The 20,287-nt window shown below is 69.3% G+C and carries 18 protein-coding genes; 15 read left to right on the top strand and 3 right to left on the bottom strand.

The genetic code is table 11. The annotated features are described in order from the left end of the window. The first annotated feature begins 8 nt into the window (after nt 1-8). From ACIBK6_RS06470 to ACIBK6_RS06440, 7 genes are read left to right on the top strand one after another with little or no spacing between them, the layout of a single operon-like run. Complete coding sequence (locus tag ACIBK6_RS06470; protein ID WP_399049322.1) at nt 9-1,328, top strand: lysine N(6)-hydroxylase/L-ornithine N(5)-oxygenase family protein; 1,320 nt, start codon at nt 9-11, stop codon at nt 1,326-1,328. Further along, nucleotides 1,316-2,374, top strand: a complete 1,059-nt coding sequence (locus ACIBK6_RS06465; protein WP_399049264.1) for an NAD(P)/FAD-dependent oxidoreductase — start codon at nt 1,316-1,318, stop codon at nt 2,372-2,374. The genes ACIBK6_RS06470 and ACIBK6_RS06465 overlap by 13 nt, the downstream gene beginning before the upstream one ends. Next, complete coding sequence (locus ACIBK6_RS06460) at nt 2,371-4,356, top strand: class I tRNA ligase family protein (protein WP_399049262.1); 1,986 nt, start codon at nt 2,371-2,373, stop codon at nt 4,354-4,356. The genes ACIBK6_RS06465 and ACIBK6_RS06460 overlap by 4 nt, the downstream gene beginning before the upstream one ends. After that, complete coding sequence (locus tag ACIBK6_RS06455) at nt 4,353-5,870, top strand: AMP-binding protein (RefSeq protein ID WP_399049260.1); 1,518 nt, start codon at nt 4,353-4,355, stop codon at nt 5,868-5,870. Before ACIBK6_RS06460 ends, ACIBK6_RS06455 begins: the two co-directional genes overlap by 4 nt. Next, a complete protein-coding gene (locus ACIBK6_RS06450; protein ID WP_399049259.1) occupies nt 5,860-6,123 on the top strand; it encodes an acyl carrier protein in 264 nt (87 codons plus the stop codon). Before ACIBK6_RS06455 ends, ACIBK6_RS06450 begins: the two co-directional genes overlap by 11 nt. Then, a complete protein-coding gene (locus tag ACIBK6_RS06445; RefSeq protein ID WP_399049257.1) occupies nt 6,120-6,746 on the top strand; it encodes a GNAT family N-acetyltransferase in 627 nt (208 codons plus the stop codon). Before ACIBK6_RS06450 ends, ACIBK6_RS06445 begins: the two co-directional genes overlap by 4 nt. Beyond that, complete coding sequence (locus ACIBK6_RS06440) at nt 6,743-7,765, top strand: C45 family autoproteolytic acyltransferase/hydolase (protein WP_399049255.1); 1,023 nt, start codon at nt 6,743-6,745, stop codon at nt 7,763-7,765. The genes ACIBK6_RS06445 and ACIBK6_RS06440 overlap by 4 nt, the downstream gene beginning before the upstream one ends. A gap of 78 nt (nt 7,766-7,843) precedes the next feature. Here the strand turns inward: ACIBK6_RS06440 and ACIBK6_RS06435 are convergent, their stop codons facing one another. Further along, nucleotides 7,844-8,617: an SDR family NAD(P)-dependent oxidoreductase gene (locus ACIBK6_RS06435; protein WP_399049253.1), complete on the bottom strand. Its 774-nt coding sequence runs from the start codon at nt 8,615-8,617 to the stop codon at nt 7,844-7,846. Nucleotides 8,618-8,824: 207 nt separating this feature from the next. On the opposite strand from ACIBK6_RS06435, the gene ACIBK6_RS06430 reads away from it, so the two are divergent. From ACIBK6_RS06430 to ACIBK6_RS06395, 8 genes are all read left to right on the top strand, one after another. Beyond that, complete coding sequence (locus ACIBK6_RS06430; protein ID WP_399049251.1) at nt 8,825-9,763, top strand: alpha/beta hydrolase; 939 nt, start codon at nt 8,825-8,827, stop codon at nt 9,761-9,763. Between the two features lies 1 nt (nt 9,764). After that, the gene (locus tag ACIBK6_RS06425) at nt 9,765-10,697 is read left to right on the top strand and encodes a ketoacyl-ACP synthase III family protein (RefSeq protein ID WP_399049249.1); all 933 of its coding nucleotides are present in this window, start codon (nt 9,765-9,767) and stop codon (nt 10,695-10,697) included. Between the two features lie 41 nt (nt 10,698-10,738). Continuing rightward, nucleotides 10,739-11,002, top strand: coding sequence for an acyl carrier protein (locus ACIBK6_RS06420; RefSeq protein ID WP_399049247.1), 264 nt, complete (start codon nt 10,739-10,741; stop codon nt 11,000-11,002). A gap of 88 nt (nt 11,003-11,090) precedes the next feature. Further along, nucleotides 11,091-13,019: an FAD/NAD(P)-binding protein gene (locus ACIBK6_RS06415; RefSeq protein ID WP_399049246.1), complete on the top strand. Its 1,929-nt coding sequence runs from the start codon at nt 11,091-11,093 to the stop codon at nt 13,017-13,019. 176 nt (nt 13,020-13,195) lie between these two features. After that, the gene (locus ACIBK6_RS06410) at nt 13,196-15,154 is read left to right on the top strand and encodes a hypothetical protein (RefSeq protein ID WP_399049244.1); all 1,959 of its coding nucleotides are present in this window, start codon (nt 13,196-13,198) and stop codon (nt 15,152-15,154) included. A gap of 37 nt (nt 15,155-15,191) precedes the next feature. Continuing rightward, entirely contained in the window at nt 15,192-16,433 is a 1,242-nt protein-coding gene (locus ACIBK6_RS06405; protein ID WP_399049243.1) for an MFS transporter, read from the top strand. Nucleotides 16,434-16,934: 501 nt separating this feature from the next. Beyond that, on the top strand, nt 16,935-18,026 hold the full coding sequence (locus ACIBK6_RS06400; RefSeq protein ID WP_399049241.1) for an IS110 family transposase: 1,092 nt from the start codon (nt 16,935-16,937) through the stop codon (nt 18,024-18,026). Between the two features lie 55 nt (nt 18,027-18,081). Continuing rightward, on the top strand, nt 18,082-18,780 hold the full coding sequence (locus ACIBK6_RS06395) for a transposase family protein (RefSeq protein WP_399049240.1): 699 nt from the start codon (nt 18,082-18,084) through the stop codon (nt 18,778-18,780). Nucleotides 18,781-18,876: 96 nt separating this feature from the next. Here ACIBK6_RS06395 and ACIBK6_RS06390 read toward each other — a convergent pair whose 3' ends face one another. After that, nucleotides 18,877-19,110 carry a hypothetical protein gene (locus tag ACIBK6_RS06390; RefSeq protein ID WP_399049238.1) on the bottom strand — a complete coding sequence of 78 codons (234 nt, stop codon included), beginning with the start codon at nt 19,108-19,110 and terminating at the stop codon, nt 18,877-18,879. Then, entirely contained in the window at nt 19,094-20,113 is a 1,020-nt protein-coding gene (locus ACIBK6_RS06385; RefSeq protein ID WP_399049237.1) for a hypothetical protein, read from the bottom strand. The genes ACIBK6_RS06390 and ACIBK6_RS06385 overlap by 17 nt, the downstream gene beginning before the upstream one ends. Nucleotides 20,114-20,287: the final 174 nt, after the last annotated feature.

The following is a 20,287-nucleotide window of genomic DNA, read 5'->3' as shown; positions in this document are numbered from 1 at the left end:
AGAAGCCGATGACGGCGTCCGGTGCCGTCGACCAGGCCAGTCACCTCCGGCTCGTCGGCATCGGCTCAGGACCAGCCAACCTGAGTCTGGCCGCGCTGCTGCACGGCGATTCGGAGCAGCCGAACCTCTTCTTCGACCGCAAGCCGCGGTTCACCTGGCATGACGACCAGATGATCAACGGCGCGACCCTCCAGGTCTCGATCTTCAAGGACCTGGTGAGCCTCTCCGACCCGACCAACCGGTTCTCGTTCCTGTCGTACCTGCACGACCGCGGCCGGATCTACCACTTCCTCAACGCCCAGTTCGCCGAGGTGCCGCGCACCGAGTTCCGCAACTACCTGGCGTGGGCGGCCGAGAAGAACGAGAACGTGGTCTTCTCCGAGACCGTCGAGCGGGTCGACTTCGACGGCGTCTTCCGCGTCACCACCGACCGCCGCCAGGTCACCGCCGACAACATCGCCGTGGGCGTCGGCACCGTGCCGTGGGTGCCGGAGTTCGCCTTCCCGTACCTGGGCGTCGGCCAGTTCCACGTCAGCCAGTACCTGAACCACGCGCAGAAGCTCGCCGGCAAGCGGGTCGCCGTGGTCGGCGGCGGCCAGTCCGGGGCCGAGGCCTTCCTCGACCTCATCTCCCGGCCCGAGTCCGAGCGCCCGGCCTGGGTCTCCTGGATCTCCAGGCGCCGCAACTACTTCCCGATCGACGACTCGACGTTCACCAACGACTTCTACATGCCGGAGTACTCCGAGTACTTCTACCGGCTGTCGGAGTCCAAGCGCGCCGAGCTCAACTCGGCCCACCTGCTCAGCTCGGACGGAATCTCCGAGTCGACCCTCCGGGCGATCTACCAGCAGCTGTACCGCTTGCAGTTCATCGAGCGGGACGAGCACCGCTTCGGGCTGATGCCCAACCGGACCGTCGTGTCCGCCGACCGCACGTCCGCCGGAACGTTCGAGGTGACGCTGCGCCACAACGACGAGTCCGGCCAGAGCCAGTGCCTCCCGGTCGACGCCGTGGTCTGGGCGAGCGGCTTCCGCCCCGCCCCCAAGAAGTTCCTCGATCCCCTGAAGGACCGCATCGAGACCGAGAACGGCGAGTTCCGCGTCGACGAGGACTTCGCGATCTCCTGGGACGGTCCGCCGGACCGCCGGATCTTCGTGCAGAACGCGGTACGCGGCCAGCGCGGCCTGCCCGACGTGAACCTGAGCCTGAACGCCTGGCGGGCCCAGCGCATCGCCAACCGCCTGCGCGGCTGCGGCACCCCCGAACTGGCAACGTCGTTCATCGACTGGTCGGCCAAGAGCGGACGGGGCACGCAGTGGACCGCGTAGATCTCGCCGTCGTCGGCGGCGGAGTCATCGGCGCGGTCATCGCCCGTGAGGCGGCCACGGCCTTCCCCGGCGCGACCGTCGCCGTCCTGGAACGCGGCCTGGTCGGTCAGGGCGCCTCCAGCCGCTCGGCCGGCGTCCACTTCCCGCGCGGCGGGACCGAGCGCGTCAGGTCCATGTCCGCGTACTCCCATGGTGTCTGGGAGCGCCTGGCCGTCGAACTCGACCTGCCGATCCGTACGGTCGACGCCACGGTCGTCTCGGCCGGGGACGTCGGCGGGGTTTCCCCCGTGTACCTGGGACTCGGCGACGAGACCGCCCCGGCCCACGGCTGGGCGGCCGCGCCGGGCACCCGGGCGTGGGACCTGGACGGGTGCCACTACGCCGACGTCCAGGCGGTCGCCGGGCGCGTCCTGGCCGGGCTGCGCGACCGGGTGACCGTTCTGGAGGGCACCGAGGTCACGGAACTCTCCTCCGAGGGCGGGTACCACCGCCTCACGCTCGGATCGGGGCGGGAGCTGCTCGCCCGCCGGGTCGTCCTGGCCCCCGGTCCGTGGATCGGGCACCCCGCCTGGGCCGAGCTCGTCGCCCCGCTGGGGCTGCGCGTCAAGAAGGTCGTCGCCGCCCACCTCGAAGGGGCTCCGGCGGCCAGTGACCCGCTCGTGGTCTTCCACGACGAGGACGCCTTCGTCCTGCCGCTCCCCGAGCGCGGCCACTACCTGTTCAGCTACACCTGCGACCGCTGGGACGTCACCCCCGACGGCGTCGGCCCCGCCCTGGAGCCGTCCGACCTCGACGACGCCCGGGTCGTCCTGGGCCGCTTCGCTCCCGGCCTGGTGGACCGGTGCACCTCGGGCCGGGTGTTCTGCGACGCGTACAGCCCCGACCGCGAACCCGTCGTCGCCGAGCTGCTGCCCGGCCTGGTCTTCGCCGGAGCCGCGAACGGCTCCGGCTACCGTCTGGCCCCGGCCATCGCCGCCGAGACCGTTGCCGCCCTGGACCTCACACCGACCGAGACCATCCCCCAGCCACCACAGAGGCAGTCATGATCCTCAACCAGTACAGCGAATCCGAACTGTCCGACGCCTTCGGCATCGAGATGTCCTCGGTCGAGGGTCTCGGCGTCGGTGCCGGCTGGGGCCGTGTCGCCCCCGGTGCCTCCTCGCACACGGACCGGCACGACGAGACCGAGTTCTTCGTCATCGTCGCCGGTACGGGCGAGCTGACCGTCGACGGCCGCGGCCACCAGGTCCGACCGGGCACCGTGGTGCTCTTCGAGCCGTTCGAGTCGCACATCATCACCAACACCGGCGAGACGGACCTGGTCTTCTTCACCCAGTACTGGCGCGACTCCGCCCGCACCCGGGCCTCGGCGACGTCGCGCACCCGCGCGAACCACACCGACCGTCCCCAGTTCGTGTTCTCCACGCCGCCGACGCCGAACGGCGACCTCCACCTCGGGCACCTCTCCGGCCCGTACCTCGGCGCCGACGTCTACGTCCGCCACCAGCGGCTCATCGGCAACCAGGCGTGGCACCTGACCGGCAGCGACGACTTCCAGAGCTACGTCACGGCCGTCGCCGCCCGCGAGGGCTCCACGTGCGCCGAGGTCGCCTCGCACTTTTCGGCGGAGATCGCCGCGACGCTCAAGGCGATGGACATCAGCGTCGACGAGTACTACGCCACGAACGCGGAGGACGGCTACCGCGAGGGCCTCCAGCGCTTCTTCACCCGGCTCGTCGACTCCGGGCGCGTCACGCCCAAGGCGACGCCGGCCCTGCTCGACGCCGAGACCGGCGAGTACCTCTACGAGGTCAACGTCGGCGGCACCTGCCCCAGCTGCTCGCACGGCGCGGGCGGCAACATCTGCGAGGAGTGCGGTGAGCCCAACCTCGTCGCCGACCTCGTCGACCCGACCTCCCGCCTGAGCAGCGCCGTACCGAAGACCACCGACGTCGAGCGCTACACCCTGCCGCTGCACGAGTTCGCCGACGCCGTCGCCGACCACCACAAGCTCGGCCGGGTCCCGGTCCGGCTGCGCGAGCTGGCCGAGCGGGTCTTCGCCCGCGAGACGCTCGACCTGCCGGTCTCGCACCCCTCCGACTGGGGCGTGCGGCCCGCCGAGGACGACATCGACGGACAGGTCATCTGGGTCTGGCCGGAGATGAGCCACGGCTTCCTGCACGGCATCGAGCAGCTCGGCGCCGGGATGGGAGAGCAGTGGTCGAAGGATGCGCCTTCCAAGGACTGGAAGATCGTCCACTTCTTCGGGTACGACAACAGCTTCTACCACGCGATTCTCTACCCGGTCCTGTACGGGCTCGCCCACCCCGGGTGGAACCCGGACATCGACTACCACGTCAACGAGTTCTACCTGCTGGAGGGCCAGAAGTTCTCCACGAGCCGGCGGCACGCGATCTGGGGCAAGGAGATCCTCACCCCCGACACCGTCGACGCGGTGCGCTACTACCTCTCCCGTACCCGGCCCGAGGGCGAGCGCACCGACTTCCGCCGCGCCGAGTTCGACCGCGCCTGCGCGGACACCCTCGTCGGCGAGTGGCAGGACTGGCTCACCGGCCTCGGCGAGCGTGTCGAGAAGCACTTCGACGGCATCGCCCCCGACGCGGGCACCTGGACGGCCGAACAGACCGCGTTCCTCACCCGCCTGTCGGTACGGCTCGACGAGGTCACGGCCGCCCTCAGCCCGGAGGGGTTCTCGCTGACGGCCGCCGCGGCCGCGCTCGACGGCATCGTCACCGACGTCCGCGCCTTCTCCCGACAGCAGTCGGCCCTGACGCACGACGGCCGGTGGAGCTCCGAGGCCCGTACCGCCCTCTCGCTCGAACTGGCCGCGGCCCGCCTGCTCGCCACCGCGTCGGCGTCGCTCATGCCGCGCTTCTCGGCCAAGCTCGCCGAGGCCCTCGGCGTCCCGGCCGTCGCCACCTGGCCCAACACGGTCGACCTGGTCGAGCCCGGCAGCCGCTGCACCCTCGCGGACACCCGCTTCTTCGGCACCAGCGAGCAGCGATGACCGTATCGATCATCAACCGCGTCATCGCCGAGCGGCCCGCGCACGACGGCTCCCTCACGGTGACCGGACTCGGCCACCGCACCACCCTGCCGCTGTCCGAGTTCTACGACCGGGCCAAGGCCGTCGCCGCGGCGCTGGGCCGCCGGGGCGTCGGCGCGGGCGACCGCATCGGCATCCTCTCGGCCAACCGGCTCGAATGGGTGCTGCTCGACGTCGCCGCGCTCATGCTCAGGGCGCAGACCGCGGGGTTCGAGCCCGGCAAGTTCAACCCCGACGCCGAGCTCGTCGAGTGCTACGGCCTCGACGCCCTCTACACCGACGTCCGGCTGCCCGACGACGCTCCGTCCCAGGTCCTGCCGATCTCGGCCGTCGCCGGCTACGCCGAGGAGGACGCCGGCGGGTTCGAGCCGGAGCAGTGGGCCGCGACGCAGTGCACGACCGTCAAGTTCACCTCCGGATCCACCGGTGTCCCCAAGGGGCTCGAAGCCACCGTCGGCAGCATCGACTCCTCGCTGCACGCCGTGCAGAGCGTCTTCGAGCACAAGCCGGGCGACGACATCCTGACGTTCCTGCCGCTCTCGCTCCTCCAGCAGCGCTACTGGCTGTACTCGGCGCTGTACTGGGGCCACGACATCACGATCACGACGTACCAGTCCGTCTTCGCCGTGCTGCCGTCCGTCCGCCCCACCGTCGTCATGGGCGTCCCCGCCTTCTTCGACACGGCCAAGCGGCACATCGAGGGCAGCATCGCGGCGGGCGCCGCACCGGCCGAGGCCGCCGCCGAACTCTTCGGCGACCGCGTCCGCTACCTGTGGACGGGCTCGGCCCCCGCCGACCCGGCGACGCTCAGGTTCTACACCGAGGCCGGCCTCGCGATCTTCGAGGGCTACGGCCTCAACGAGACCTGCATCGCCACCAAGAACCACCCCGGCGCCCACCGCGAGGGCAGCGTCGGCCGGGCGCTGCACGGCAAGGAGATCGTCATCGACGACGAGGGGGTGGTCTGCGTCCGCAGCGACCACCCGGTCAACACCGCGTACACGTACGCTGCTCCGGGCGACAGCGAGCGCATCTTCCGGCCCGGAGGCATCGTGCGCACCGGGGATCTCGGTCGCCTCGACGAGGACGGGTTCCTCTACATCCTCGGCCGCAGCGACGACGTCATCGTCCTTGACAACGCCAAGAAGATCATCGTCAGGCCGATCGAGACGCGCTTCCGCGACACCGGCGCGGTGGCCGAATGCGTCGTGTACTGCCCCAGCCAGGCCGGCCTGGTCGCCGTCGTCTCACCCCACCCGGGACCGGTCGACACGGCCGCGATCGGCGAGGCCCTGGCCGCCGTCAACGCCGCGTCGGAGCGCGACGAGCGGATCATCCGCGTGATCGTCGCCGACGAGCCGTTCACGGTCGAGGGCGGGCTCCTCACGTCGCAGTTCAAACCGATCCGCAAGCGCATCGCGGACCGCTACCGAGACCGGATCGACAACCCGAAGGCAGGCATCCATGTCCACTGACCTCGACACCCTGGCGCGGGAGAAACTCTCCTTGGTGCTGCGCGACCGTCCGGACCCCGCGAGCCTCGACCTCGGCGAGAGCCTCGTGGAGACGTACGGGATCACCTCGCTCAACAAGGTCCTGTTCCTGACCTCCCTGTGCAAGGCCGCGGAGGTCGGACTCGACAACTTCACCGAGGACGACCTCGCCGGGATGCGCAGCCTCGGCGACGTCGTCGACGCCCTCCGCCCCCATGCCCCCCTGAAGGGATGAGTTCCTTGACCCACAACGCCTGGACCCAGCACGCCTCCGCGCTCCTTGAGAACGAGCACGTCGAGCTCCACCCGATCTCGGAGGACGACCGTGGACCCCTGCGCAAGATCGCGTTCGACGACCGGATCTGGAAGTACTTCGTTTCCCGTGTCGAGAGCGACGCTGATTTTGACCAGTTTTTCGACGCCATGCTCGCTGACCAGGCCAGCGGCAAGCGCGCGGTCTACATCATCGTCGACAAGAGCACCGGACAGGTCGCCGGCAGCTCCAGCTACGGCAACCTGAGCGAGGCCGACGGCCGACTGGAGATCGGCTGGTCCTGGCTCGGCGTCGACTTCCAGGGCAAGGGCATCAACCGCTGGGCCAAGTACCTCCTGCTCCGGCACGCCTTCGACGTCCTCGGATCCGAGCGCGTCGAGTTCAAGACCGACGTCCTCAACCTCCAGGCCCGCGCCGGACTGCGCAAGGTCGGCGCGTACGAGGAAGGCGTCATGCGCAGCTTCAACCCGATGCCCGAGGGGCGCAGGCGCGACGCGATCTACTACTCGGTGCTCCGCGCCGAATGGGCCTCGGTCGAGGAGCAGCTCCGCCGCGACGGTCGGGCGGTCAACCCGTGCGCGTGACCGGCGCACCACTGCTGGAGGTGTCCGGCTCGCCGCACGCCCGTGGCCTCGGCCACGGGCGTGCGCTCGCCGGGCGGCTCCGCGGCTTTCTCGACGACTCGCTCGCCCGCCTCGGCCACCTCACCGACCGGCCGGCCGACCTCGACGCGCTGCGGCCCGACATCGCGGCCCACCGTGCGGTGGTCGCCGAAGCGCTGCCGGACCTCGCCGCCGAGATCGACGGCCTCGCCGTCGGCGCCGGGATCGACCGTGACGCCGCCTGGCTGCTGCAGCTGCGCCGCGAGCTGATCGGCTACAGCCGGGTCACCGCCGGGGACTGCACCACGTACGCCTCGGCCGGCGCCGAGCCGGTGCTCGCCCAGACGGTCGACCTGAACGGCGACCTCGACGACCAGATCGCCGTGCTGTCGGTCTCCGGACCGCGCCACCGCTCCCTGGTGCTCAGCTTCGCCGGTCTCCTCGGCTACCTCGGTGTCAACGACGCCGGGATCGCCGTGGGCATCAACCTCGTCCTCGGCGGCGACTGGCGGCCGGGCGTGCCGCCGTACCTGGCGATCCGGCACGTCCTCGACACCGCCGACACGGTCGAGCAGGCCGTCGAGATCCTCCGGGAGCTGCCGCTCGCCAGCTCGCGGGCGTTCACGATCTGCGGTGTGGACCGGACCGTGTGCGTCGAGGCGACGGTCGCGCGGCGACGCGTCATCGAAGGCGACGAACTGGCCCACACGAACCACTTCCTGGACGCCGAGCTCACCGAGCAGGACGAGATCAACATCTTCGCCAAGAACTCCTCCAAGCGGCGCCTCCAGACGGTCCTCGACACCGGCATCCCGAAGGCGGGCGACACCGGGAGCCATCACCGGCTCCTCGCGACGCCCCCGATCCTGGTCCGGGACAACGGCGACATCCGGCGCGAGCGGACGGTCGCGGCGGTCGTCCTGCGCCCGGACCTCGGGGAGATGCGGCTGTGGCCGGGCGACCCGTCCACCGTGCAGGATCAGGTGCACGTCCTGCGGTAGAAGCGGGGACACAGCACACGGCTTCGGCCCCGGGACCATGGAGATGGTCCCGGGGCCGAAGCCGTGTGCGGTCGCGGTTCAGCGTCCGATGAGATGCTGCTGGTCCTGCGGCCGCAGGCGCAGGCTGTGCTGGCCGCCGTCCACGGCGAGCATCATGCCGACGGAGGCGCTCGACAGCGGGCTCGCCAGGTAGGCGATCGCGCCCGCCACCTCGTCGGCCGTCACCAGGCGGCCCGGCGCGAGGAACTTGAGCAGCGACTCCCGGGCGGCCTCCGGGTCTGCCGTCCCCTGCAGCTGGTTCTCCACCCACGGGGTGTCCGCCGTGCCGGGCGCGACGCAGTTGACGCGGATTCCCTCGCGGGCGTGGTCCGCGGCCATGGCCAGCGTCAGCGAGTACACGGCGCCCTTGCTGGCCGAGTACAGCGTGCGCGTCTGGTGTCCGGCCCACGCCACGATCGAGCACGTGTTGACGATCGCCGCGGCGGGCGAGCGGCGCAGGTGCGGCAGGGCGTACCGGGCGACCCTGACCATGCCGACGACGTTGACGTTCAGGACGTTCAGCCACTCCTCGGAGCTGTTCGTGGCGACATCGCCGACCGCCGGAATGCCGGCGTTGTTCACCACAATGTCGAGGCGACCGAACCGCTCGACGACGGCCTCCACCGCTGCCTCGACCTGGGCGTCGTCGCCGACGTCGGCCTGGACGCCGAAGACGTCGCTCGGCAAGCCCTCCGTCTTGAGGTCGAGGACGGCGACCTTCGCGCCCCTGCTCGTCAGCAGTTTCGCGGTGGCCAGACCGATTCCCTGGGCGCCACCCGTGACGATCGCCACGAGCCCTTCGAATTCACTCACTTTTTCTCCCCTATCGCATGTCGAGAGGACGTTACAACAGCACTGATTTCCCTGCGTCTGCGGCAAGTTCAGCGGAGGGAAACATCGCGCTGACCCCTTCCCGGCGCAGCTCATCGCCTCGGTTACCCCGGTGCCGTACGGGCCTGTGCCACTCTCGATGTTGATTCGGATTTTCTTGCTGCAGTCCTGGGAGCTGAGGGATTTTTCATGCCGCTTGATCCGCTCTACGCGGGAATCAGGGACTATCGTGTCGCCACCGGATTCACGCCGCTTTACACCATGTCGGTAGAACAGGCCCGGGTAGCGGATCGGGAGACCGAAGCCGAGATCTGGGATTGGGTGAAAGAACCCGAAGAGGTATTCGACTTCGACATCGATGGTCCGGCGGGTCCGCTGACCCTGCGGGTTTATCGCCCGCAGGCCGAGAACGACGGCCCGCTCCCCGTAGTGGTGTATTTCTTCGGCGGCGGCTGGGTCGTCGGCTCCCTGGACACGTGCGAGGCGATCTGCCGCGCGGTGGCCAGCCTGACCCCCTGCATTGTCGTGTCCGTCGGCTACCAGCTCGCGCCCGAGAACCCGTTCCCGGCCGCCATCGACGACTGCTACGCCGCCGTGCGGTGGGTGGGGGAGCACGCGTCCGAACTCGGCGCCGATCCCGCCCGCATCGCCGTCGCCGGAGACAGCTCCGGCGGCAACCTCGCCGCGGTCATGGCCCTGATGGCCCGGGACAAGGGCGGGCCGAAGCTCTCCGCCCAGGTGCTCGTCTACCCGCCGACGCGCAACGACGCCACGACGCAGTCCATGAAGGACCACGTCGATCCGATGTTCTTCAACGCGAAGTCGTCGGCCTGGTTCTGGGACCACTACCTCGCCGATCCCGCCGACGGCGAATCGCCCTATGCCTCACCGGCCAAGGCGGACGACCACAGCGGACTTCCGCCGGCCCTGCTGCTGACCGCCGAGTACTGCCCGCTGTTCGACGAGGGCGAGGAGTACGCGAAGCTGCTCGCCGACGCGGACGTGCCGGTGGAATTCCATCCGCACAAGGACCTTCCGCACGGCTTCCTCCAGCTTTCGGCCGTGCTCGAGACGTCCAGAAACGCGATGCGCCTGATAGCCGACTTCCTGCGCAGGCAGCTGGGCTGACATGACGACGACTGACATCCGGCGCGTGGTGCTGCGCGCGCCCAGGTACGTGCTCGGCGAGATCGCGACCGACCACTCCGAGATCGACGGCTTCGCCGCCTTCGTGGACAGCCGGCGAATGGTGCCCGATGCCGACATGTGGGGCTGGGGCACCGTGCGCCGTACGGAACTCGACACGGCCACGCTCGCCGTCCGGGCCGGCCGGCAGACCCTGGAAGCGGCGGGCGTCGAGCCGGACGGGATCGACGCGCTCGTGCTGTGCTCCACCACGTTCCCCAGCGATGTGGGGGAGCACGGCGACCTGATCGCGTCGGTCCTGCACGGTCTCGGACTCGGCGACGTCCCGGTCACCGGGATCACCCTGAACCGGTGCGCGACCCTGCTCACCGGTCTGCAGACGGCCGCCACGATGGTCACCGCGGGCCAGCACCGGACGGTGCTGGTGATCACCACCGACGCGGTGCCCGACGAGTCCGCGCGGCTGGCCGACTTCGCACTGTTCAGCGACGGCGCGGCCGCCTGCCTGGTCTCGCGGTGGGTGGACGGCGCTCCCGAGTCCTACGAGTGGGTCGCGGACGCGCACGCCCAGGACCCGGCCTCCATGCTTCGCGGCACCGAGATCAGCGCCGACCTGGCCAAGACGGCCAACCAGCGGCTGTGCGCCGAGGCCGGCATCCGCGTCGAGGAGATCGACGGCCTGCTGCACAACAACATCTTTCTGCCGATCGTGCTGATGAAGGAGGTCCAGGCCGGGTTCCGCCCGTCCCAGCTGGACACCTCGAACATCACCAGGGTCGGCCACTGCTTCGCCGCAGACCCGCTGATCAACCTCGTCGACCGGCAGTCGGCCGGCGGCGTCCACCCGGGCGGGCTGTACCTGCTGGCGTCGAGCGTGTCAGGGCTGCGGATGTGCGTCCTGCTGAGGGCCGTATGAGCGGCCCTCGCCTCCAGTCACCCAACGAAGGAGTCACCGAAGTGCACAAGAGTGCCGGCGCCGAGCCCACCACCTTGTCGTGGCTGCAGACCACCGTCCGGGAGGTGCTGCAGCTGGCCGAGGACGAGGAGGTCTCCGCGCGGACCCTGCGCGAGCTCGCCGCGACCTCGCTGCAGACGGTCGGCGTGCAGTACCGCATCCTCCGGGAGAGCTCGGTCCAGGTGGAGATGAGCGAGTTGATCGGCGACGCGAGCATCGCGGAGCTCGCCGCGCTGATCGACGGGCGCAGGCAGAGCGCCGCGTAACAGAAGGCTCAGTGAACGAGTGGCCGGTGACGCGTCATTCACACGCAGGCGACATGACCGAGCCCTCATCGAGGCCCAGGAACGGAATATGACCAGAAAACTGTCCGTGGCGATCATCGGCGCCGGCCCACGTGGTACCTCGCTTCTCGAGCGTCTCATCGCCAACGCCGCCGAGTGTGCGCCGGACCGGATGATCGCCGTCCACGTCATCGATCCTTACCCGCCGGGGGGCGGTCGCGTCTGGCGTTCCCAGCAGTCACCTCTGCTGTGGATGAACACCACGGCCGGCAGCTGCACCATGTTCACCGACGAGACCGTCGCATGCGAAGGCCCGGTCGTTCCCGGTCCCACGCTCAGCGAATGGGCCCGGGAGCTGGCCGCGGGCAGCCTCTCGTCGCCCTCAGGATTCCGGCACACCCCCTCCGTGTCGGCCGAGGCGAGCCGGATGCACGACGGCTGGTTCACCACGCGTCAGACGCAGAGCGAATATCTGTCCTGGGTGTTCTGGAAGTTGGCGAACAGCTGCGGGCCCCAGGTGCAGGTCCATTCCCACGTGGGCCGGGCCGTCGACGTACACGACCTTCCTCTCGGAAGGCAGCGCGTCGTCATGGCGGACGGCCTTCCCCCGGTCGACGTCGACGTCGTCCTGTTCGCGCAGGGCAACGTGGATGTCGAGCTGAACGCGGAAGAGGTGCGGCTGACGGAATACGCGGCCGCCCACGACCTGTGCTACCTGCCGTCGGGGCCGACCGCCGACCATTCCTTCGACCGGATAGCCGCCGGCGAACCGGTGATCGTGCGCGGGCTCGGTCTGTGCTTCATCGACACCGCCGTGCTGCTCACCTCCGGACGCGGCGGCACGTTCCGGCGTGACGAGTCCGGTGAGCTGCATTACCAGCCGTCCGGCAACGAACCCGTCCTCTTCGTGGGCTCGCGGCGCGGCGTGCCGTACTGGTCGAAGACGCACTACAAGCTGGCCGGACCGCCCCCGGAACCGTTCGGCCACCTCGACCCCGCGGCCGTGGACGCCCTCGGCGACCGCCCTCTCGACTTCGCCCTGGACATCTGGCCGCTGATGGCCCGCGAGGTCACCCACGCGGGCTACCGCGAGCTTGCCGCGTCGCACCCGGAGCTCCTCGACATCGACGCCCGTGAGTTCCTCGACCGCCTCGACACCCTCGACTGGGACGGACCGGAACTCAAGGAACTGGTCGAACGGGCGGTGCGGTTCGAGGGGGACCGGATCGACCTGGAGGAGACCGCTCATCCGCTGGCCGGTCACCGCTTCCCCGACCTGGACGCCCTCCAGGACTGGATGGCCGACTACATCGACACCGGAGTCCGACGCGGGCGCGATCCTCGGTACAGCGCGCACCTGGGGATGGTGCACGGTCTGATCTCCGCCTTCTCCCGACTGGTGGAACTCATCAGCGAGGAGAGGATCTCTCCCGACTCGTGGAAGCGCGATCTTCCCGAGTTCCTCGACCTCTGCCGATTCCTCACCAGCGGTCCGCCCGGACCGCGCCTCGAGGAACTGCTCGCCCTGACCCGTGCCGGTGTCGTCCGGTTCCTCGGCTCGGAGATGACGGTGACCACGCACGAGGGGCTCTTCCACGCGCGGTCGTGCAACGTCGACGAATCGGTCGAGGCCCGATCCCTCATCGAGGCCCGGCTCCCGGAGCGCGCCGTGCTCCGCGTGAACGACCCGGTGCTGTCCGAGCTCGTCCAGCGCGAGGAGATCCGGGAGGAGACCCGGACGACCCCCGAGGGCGGCGTACGGTATCCCACCGGCGTCATCGACAGCGTGGGTCTCGTCGACACCGATTCCTTCAATCGCCTCAAGCGTCCCGACGGGGCCCCCCACGAGAGTCGCTTCGGGGTGGGCGCCCTGTTTTCGGGAAGCGTGGCATCCGGCCGTTTCCCGTCCCCGCGGAGCAATGACGAATTCTTCCGGCAGAACGACAAGATCGCTCGTGCCGTGCTCCAGGAACTGTGCCGCCGCGAAGGACCCGCGTAGGCGACATGCGCAGGTGCTTCGGGGCGAGGTAAGCGTCACGTGTCCTCGCGGATGAACTTGCCGTGGATACGCGGAGCGACGGTACGGAAGTACCGTCGCGATACCTCGGTGAAGAGCGCCGTCACAAGGCAAGCCCGGGCCGCTCGAAACCGATCGCCTTTGTGAAGGAGTCACGCGTGGTGCAGTCCGAGTTCCATGTTTCCGGCGACGAATCCGAAATCATGTCGGCCTCGCCCTTCTCCCTCGTGGAGGACACCTCCTCCTACGCCGCCGCCGTCGACGAGTTCCTTTCGGACACGGCCCGCGCGAAGGTCCCGGTCTGGACCGACGGGCGAACCGATCTCGCGGCCTCCGTCGCATGCGCCGCCGGCTTGTACGGGGAGGCGCGCCGGCCGGCCGCCTGCTCGTACGGCATCGTCGTGCGGCCGGAAGCCATGCCCGCCGGTCTCGTCGCGCTCCTCGAACCCCTCGCCGACAAGTGGCTCGACGACGAAGAGGTCGGAGCCGGCCTGCTCGACGCGCTCTTCCCGCAGGAGCCGCGGACGGAGTACCGGCAGGGGGAAGCGGCCGAGGACGCCGACGAGGCCGAGGTGCACACCCTGCTGGTCGCCGGTCTCTACGAGCACCTCACGGTGGACACCGTCTGGCCCCTGATGCGCGCCACCGAACTCCGGCCCGATGTGCGCCTGAGGCTCCTCACCGGCCGGGACGCGGCGTCCCTGGCCTGGTTCACCGCCAAGCAGTACGTCCACACGGCCCCGGACGTACGGGACATCGGCATGTTCACCGCCGTCGACCGTGGACTCACGCGCAGCGGCATCCACCTGCTCGACGAGGAGGGCATGAAGACCGCGGACGTCAGGTCCGAGATCCTCGGGACCCGCTGGAGCCGCCTCCTTCTGCAGGGGCACGGCAAGGACGACTCGCTCAACCTCGCCGACTACACCATCTGCGGTCTGAACTCGGTCGTTCCCCGCAAGGAGAACGTCATCGGTCCGATCTGCGCCTACTCCGACGAGCCCACCTGCTACAAGCCCGTGGACAAGCTGATCCAGCTGCGCGACGTCCGCGCGGCCGAGGTCGTCCTGAGCTCGTGCAACAGCGGCCCCTTCGCCGACGCGGCCATCTACGACCCCAAGTACCAGCTGATGCTCAACGCGATCGACGGCACCGCCAAGGACGTGGTGGCCGCGATCACGGGACACGAGGCCGGGCATGCGGAGAACCTCTCCTGGTTGGAGTCCGTGCGCGAACGCGGTTCCTCCGCCGCGGCCTTCAACTCCAGCATCCGTACCGTGGGCCCCTCTCCCGCCTACGTCCACTTCGGCATGAGCGCCGCCGAGGAGGGCATCACGCCGGAGCCGCCGTCCGTCATGCCGGCACAGCTGCTGCTGACCACCTCCGCCCGTCTCACCGCCTATCTGGCGGGCGGACTCCTGTCCTTCCGCAACCCCCTGCGATCCGGCCTCGAAAGTCTGGCCGCCCGGGTCGATCACCAGATCACCAGGCAGTCCCAGGTCGTTCGCGACCCGGCCGAGACGACCCGCAGCCTCCTCTTCGACCTGGAGCAGCTGGACCTCGCCATCGCGGAGCAGTTCGTGAACGATCCGGAGAACGAATTCGGCGGTTCCTTCGGCTACTTCGCGGAGCGCAGCACGGTCGATCCCTCTTCGGTCGCGACGGTGCGCTGTCCGTGCGGGCGACCCGCCGAGCGCTTTGTCCGGCGTGCCCTGGTGCCCACCGCACTCGACACCGAGGGCGTCATCTGCACGCGCTGCAGCGACGTCGCCCTGGGTCTGCCCGGCGGACCGTCGCTGCTGATCGAGGCCGAGGAGGACCTCCTCCAAGGAGACGTCCGGCCGGTGCGGGTGACGGTGCGCGACGCACGGCCCGGCACCATCCAGCTCGGCCTCTTCGTCGCCAAGTACGGGCGTGAGTACTGCACGGTCACACCGGAGCTCCAGAAGGTCCACATCGGGCCGGACGGAGTCGGGGAGACCGAGTTCACCCTGACCCTGAGCCCTTACACGGCACCCATGGCCTATTACATGACGGCGTACGCCGTCCAGGACCTCGCCGTCACGATCGCTCGCCGCCCTTATGGCGCCTTCCCTGCCCCCGACAGCAGTGAGTAACCCCGAGCCGGCAATCCTTCCCGAAGTGCGAGACACCATGACGAATCACCCTGCCTCCGACACGACGACCCCCAGCGACGCCGACACCTCCCCGGAACTCCCGGCCGAAGAGAACCAGATCCTCGCGGCCCTGCGGAGCACAAGCATGCGCGCACCCCTGTTCTGGAGCGTCGTCGGGCGATTCCCCTTCTATCTGGTCGGCCTCGCCCTGGTGGTCTTCACCACCTCGAAGGACACCGGTTACCTCTCGGCCGGCCTGTTCCTGGGTGCGTACAGCCTCGGCACCGCGCTGTTCGCGCCGCTCGTCGCCCGCCGTGTCGACAGGTACGGGCAGACGATCGTGCTCCTCGCCACCGGTCTCGTGTACCCGGTGTCGCTGATCGGCTTCGTCGCCTTCCAATCCGGGTCCATGGCCGTGCAGTTGGCGTGCGTGGCCGTCGCGGGCGCCACGGTTCCGCCGATCAGCGGCTGCATCCGCACCCTGTGGCGCGGTACGGAGGGGCTGGAGCCGGCGGGTATCTCCCTGGAGAGCGTGCTGTTCAACGTCTTCCTGATCGGCGGGCCCCTCCTGCTCAGCGTCATGCTGCTCCTGGCCAGCCCGGGCGCGGCGATCGTCATCGGCGGCGTGCTCGCCGCCGCCGGCTCCATCGGGTTCGCGACGACCCGGGCCTCGCGCACCCAGCCCGCCACCTTGAGCGGGGCGCGTGACCCCCTCGGTGCTCTCCGCTCGGAGGGGCTGATCCTGGTGCTGGCCCTGGTGGCCTGCACCGCCGTCAGGACGGGGATCTACAACGTCGCGCTGCCCGCGTTCGCCGACGATCACGGCTCGGCCAGCGGCGTCGGCGTGTTCTACGCGGCGTGGGGCGTCGGCGGCATCCTCGGCGGACTCTGGTACGGAAGCCGCAGTCGGCGCTGGTCCGTCCAGGTCTCGCTCAGGGTGGGCATGGTGGTCGTCAGCGCGGGCGCCCTGCTGCCCGTACTCGTCTGGGACAACTGGTCGATGGGCCTGGCCCTGGTCGTCCTCGGCTCCTTCGAGGCGCCCATGACCGTGATCCTTTACAAGATCATCTCGCGGACCGCGCGCGCGACCCACGTCACCGAGGCGTTCACCTGGTCGTCCACGATCAGTCTCGGGGGCTCCGCGCTCGGCGCGCAGATCGGCGGCCTGCTCCTCACGTCCCCCGGCACCCAGATGGCCTTCCTCTGCGCGTTCACCGTCCTGCTCGTCGCCGTCACGATCGCCTTCACCACACGCCACCGGCTCGCGAAGGCCCTCTGACCTCGACCTCAGCCCTCGGCCTCGACCTCTCAGCCGGACCCCAGGCCAGATCTCATCTGACCTGGGGTTTTCCGGTGATGCAGCGCGCATTCCCGAGCCGCGCGTTTCGACAGGTGGGCGGGGGCGGCGGGCGAGCCGGGAGCGGAGCCCGTAGAACACGTTCAGTGAGCTTTTTCAGCTCGGCCACCGATCGGGTGATGGTGGGGGTGGCGTGACGGGCGAGGGCTCCCGGGAGTTGAGAGCGGTGTGCTGCGCCTCAACGCCTGTCCCCGGGAGCCTCGTTGGTTACCTATCCTGCCTGCGAGGATGGCCGTGCCGCTCCGGGGTGCGGTCTGGCCCATATTCTGCCTGGCTCGTCTGCCGATGCCCTGAATGCGATCTGCCGACTGTACTCGGGGGTGGCGTGTCTGCCTCCGGGCAGGAGGCTCGTGTCCGGATAGGGGCTTTGCTGCGGCATCGTCACAGGTCTGACCGTTCTTCCCACCTGGTGCACTGTTGTTCATGCACTTGGGACAGGGGACTGCGCCTGTGATTCATTCAGCGACGGCCGACCAGGGCGAGGTTGTCCTCGGTGTCGACACGCACAAGGACTGCCACGTGGCTGTGGCACTCAACACGCTTGGCGTGGTCGTGGGATGCCAGCCGTTCCCGGTGACTGCTGCGGGCTACCAGGACCTGCTGCAGTGGGCGTATGCCCTGGGCCGCGTCACGCGGGCCGGCGTGGAAGGCACCGGTTCCTACGGTGCCGGACTGACCAGGGCACTTCAGAGTGCCGGAGTAAACGTCGTGGAGGTGAACCGGCCGAACCGGGCGATGCGCCGGCGGCGGGGCAAGAGCGACGCCGTCGACGCAGAAGCAGCCGCACGTGCCGTGCTCAGCGGCGAGGCAACGGCTGTGCCCAAGAACGGTGATGGCCCAGTCGAGGCACTGCGGGTCCTGAAGATCGTCAAAGACTCAGCGGTCAAGGCCCGGGTCCAGGCCGTCAACCAGCTCAAAGCGGTGCTGGTCAACGCGACCGCATCGATCCGCGAACCGCTGGAGGGGCTGTCCCTGCCCCGGCTTCTCGCCCGGTGCACAGTATTGCGGCCGACCAGTTCGGCCCCTGCCGAGTCGACGGTGGTCCAGAGCCTTGGCCGACTGGCCCGGCGCATCCAGTACCTCGACGAGGAGGTCAAGGATGCCCTCGCGCAGATGACCGCCCTGGTCCGCCGGACAGCGCCGGCCCTGCTGGACTTCCACGGCATCGGACCGGACTCGGCCGCCACCTTGCTCATCGCAGCTGGCGACAATCCCGAACGGCTGCGCGGTGAAGCGTCGTTCGCTGCCCTGTGCGGGACCAGCCCCGTCGAGGCGTCATCCGGGAAGACCAACAAACGACGACTCAGCCGCGGCGGCGACCGGCAGGCCAACGCCGCCCTGTTCCGGGCCGTGCTCTCCCGCCTGCGCTGGGACGCAGACACCCAGGAGTACGCACGGAGGCGAACCACCGAAGGCATGTCCAAACGAGAGATCATCCGCTGCCTGAAGCGATACCTCGCCCGCACTGTCTACAAGATCCTGCGAGCCAGCCTGCCCCTGGCATCAGCTACTTGACTTCCATAGGGGCATCGCACTCGACCTGCCGCACGCCCTCGTGGAGACGGTCACGATGCTCATCGTCCTTCGGAAGGGTGACCGCCGGTGCAAGCTGCGCCCGTCCGCCCGTGCCCTGGTCGCGCTGGTGTACCTGCGCAAGCACGACACCCTCGCCCAGATCGCCGCGGGTTTCCGGATCAGCGTCGGCACCGCGCACGCCTACGTCCGCTCCGTCATCCAGCTCCTTGCCAAGCTCGCGCCGGGCCTCACCCGCGCCCTGCGCGAGGCGAAGGCCGAAGCGGAATACGTGCTGGTGGACGGCACGCTCGCGGAGTGCGACCGGGTCGGCGACAGCCGCGGCGACTATTCCGGCAAGCACCGCCGTCACGGCGTGAACCTCCAGCTCATCACCGGCCCCGACGGCCAAGTCCTCTGGGTCTCGCGGGCCCTGCCAGGACTCACCCACGACCTCACCGCCGCCCGGCGGCACCGCATCATCGCCACCTGCACCCGGCTCGGCGTCCCCGTCCTGGCGGACAAGGGATACACCGGAGCCGGCGGGACCTTCGCCTTCCCCATCCGACGCAAGCCCCGGACCGAGCCCACCGCCCGCGAGAAGTCGCTGAACAAGGCCCACGCCCGGCTCCGGTATCCCGTCGAGCGAGGCGTCGCCCGGATCAAGACCTGGCGGATCCTCCGCCACGCCCGCTGCAGCCATAACCAGCTCGCGTCAGCCGTCAAGGCCATCCTCACCCTGGAGACTCACCGCTGAAAAAGCTCAGTGGCAGATGGCGTCGCGAAAGTCGGTATCCGGCGATACTGAGGACCCCACTGCTACTAACAATCAAAAAATCGCCGATCTTTGCTGCTACATTCCCTTCGGTTCATCCTCTGCATACGGATGTACGTAGCAGCCCCTGTCGAAAGGGGTGAACCACGAGCCGATCGACATGGGCGCGATGCCGAGGGCCTCCCCAGCCGGGCTCTCGTCGATCCCGTCGGTCGAGTCGTCGTACAACCACTCGTGGTCCATGTCCTCATAGACGTTCGCAGCGAACGATTCGAGCGCGTCCGACACTCCGGAATCAAGGAGACCGACCACATCCAGGCTGACCTCGGCCTCGCGCAGCAGGAGCCGGAGGGCGAGCTCCTCCGCGAGACAACTGAGCTGGACGAAGCCGCCGTTGGTGAACCGGGTCGTCATGACAATTCGCGGTCACCAGGAAGCGGCGCGCGAAATGGGCGTTGTACTGGAGGGCGTAGCGCTCGGGCAGCTCTTCCAACAGCCAGAACGGCCGGTCGCACTCGGCAACGTTGGTGCGCTCCCGGGTCAGCGTCTGCACATCCTGGAAGAGCTTGTCCACCAACAGGTGCATCCCGTACGCCAAGGAGCCGGCCGCGAGTTTGGCATCCTCCGGCAAGACACTGAAGTCGTGCTCGCTCTCCTCTTCGCCCTCGTCGTCGAGCACGCCGAACATAACGGGCGGGAAGGAGCGCAGCTCAGCTGCCATGGCCAGCATTCGGTCACGCGTGGCCGCGGCATCCGCTTCCGCGTCGTAGTCGTCCCCGCCACTCCGAGCGGCAGCCTGTGCGGCATGGTGGGCCTTGCGGGAGGCCGGATCATCGGGCGGAGCGTCCGGGCCGTCGGAAGCGGCGAGGCTCTCCCGGGCCAGGTCGGGGTGGAGCTGGACCTCGCACTTGTCGACCGTCCACTCGGCCAGCACCTCGGAGCGCTCCAGCAGCTCCCCCACTACCGAGCTCACCGCCTCCTCGGCGAACTCCAACGCCGGGGCGTCCACGAAGATCTTGAGTAGCGCTCCGCCCGGATGGACGGCCACGATCGTCTCGTGGAGGTCGGCCTCCATCCCGTCCGGGCCCTCGATGCCCTCTACCGAGGCGAGCCCGGATTCGAGGATCGCCACCGCGCCGGCACGTTGCAGAGGGTCCATCTCCGGCGTGCCCTCCGGGATGTGGGTTTCCACGCTCACGACGTACGTCACGCCGACCAGCGTGGCAGGATCGGACCCTGCCGCGAGGGAAATCGGCCCGTTCGCGAGCGCCCTTGCTCCCGCAACCTCGATCCCCCGCCACGCGAGCGCGCTCATGCCACGGGGCGGATCAGAGAAGTCATCGCACCTCAGCCGGCCGCCTCGGCCACCGCGTGCCCCATCCGTGCCCTCCAGACCGGAAAACCCCGGTCAACAGCAGTGCAACTGGGTCCGCGATAGAAGCCACACCAGCCCCTGTTTTCGCAGGTCAGACAGCACACCATCCCCGCA

This window comes from Streptomyces sp. NPDC050485 (assembly GCF_044458185.1).
Classification (GTDB): Bacteria; Actinomycetota; Actinomycetes; order Streptomycetales; family Streptomycetaceae; genus Streptomyces.
This window is presented reverse-complemented; position numbering and strand designations above follow the sequence as displayed.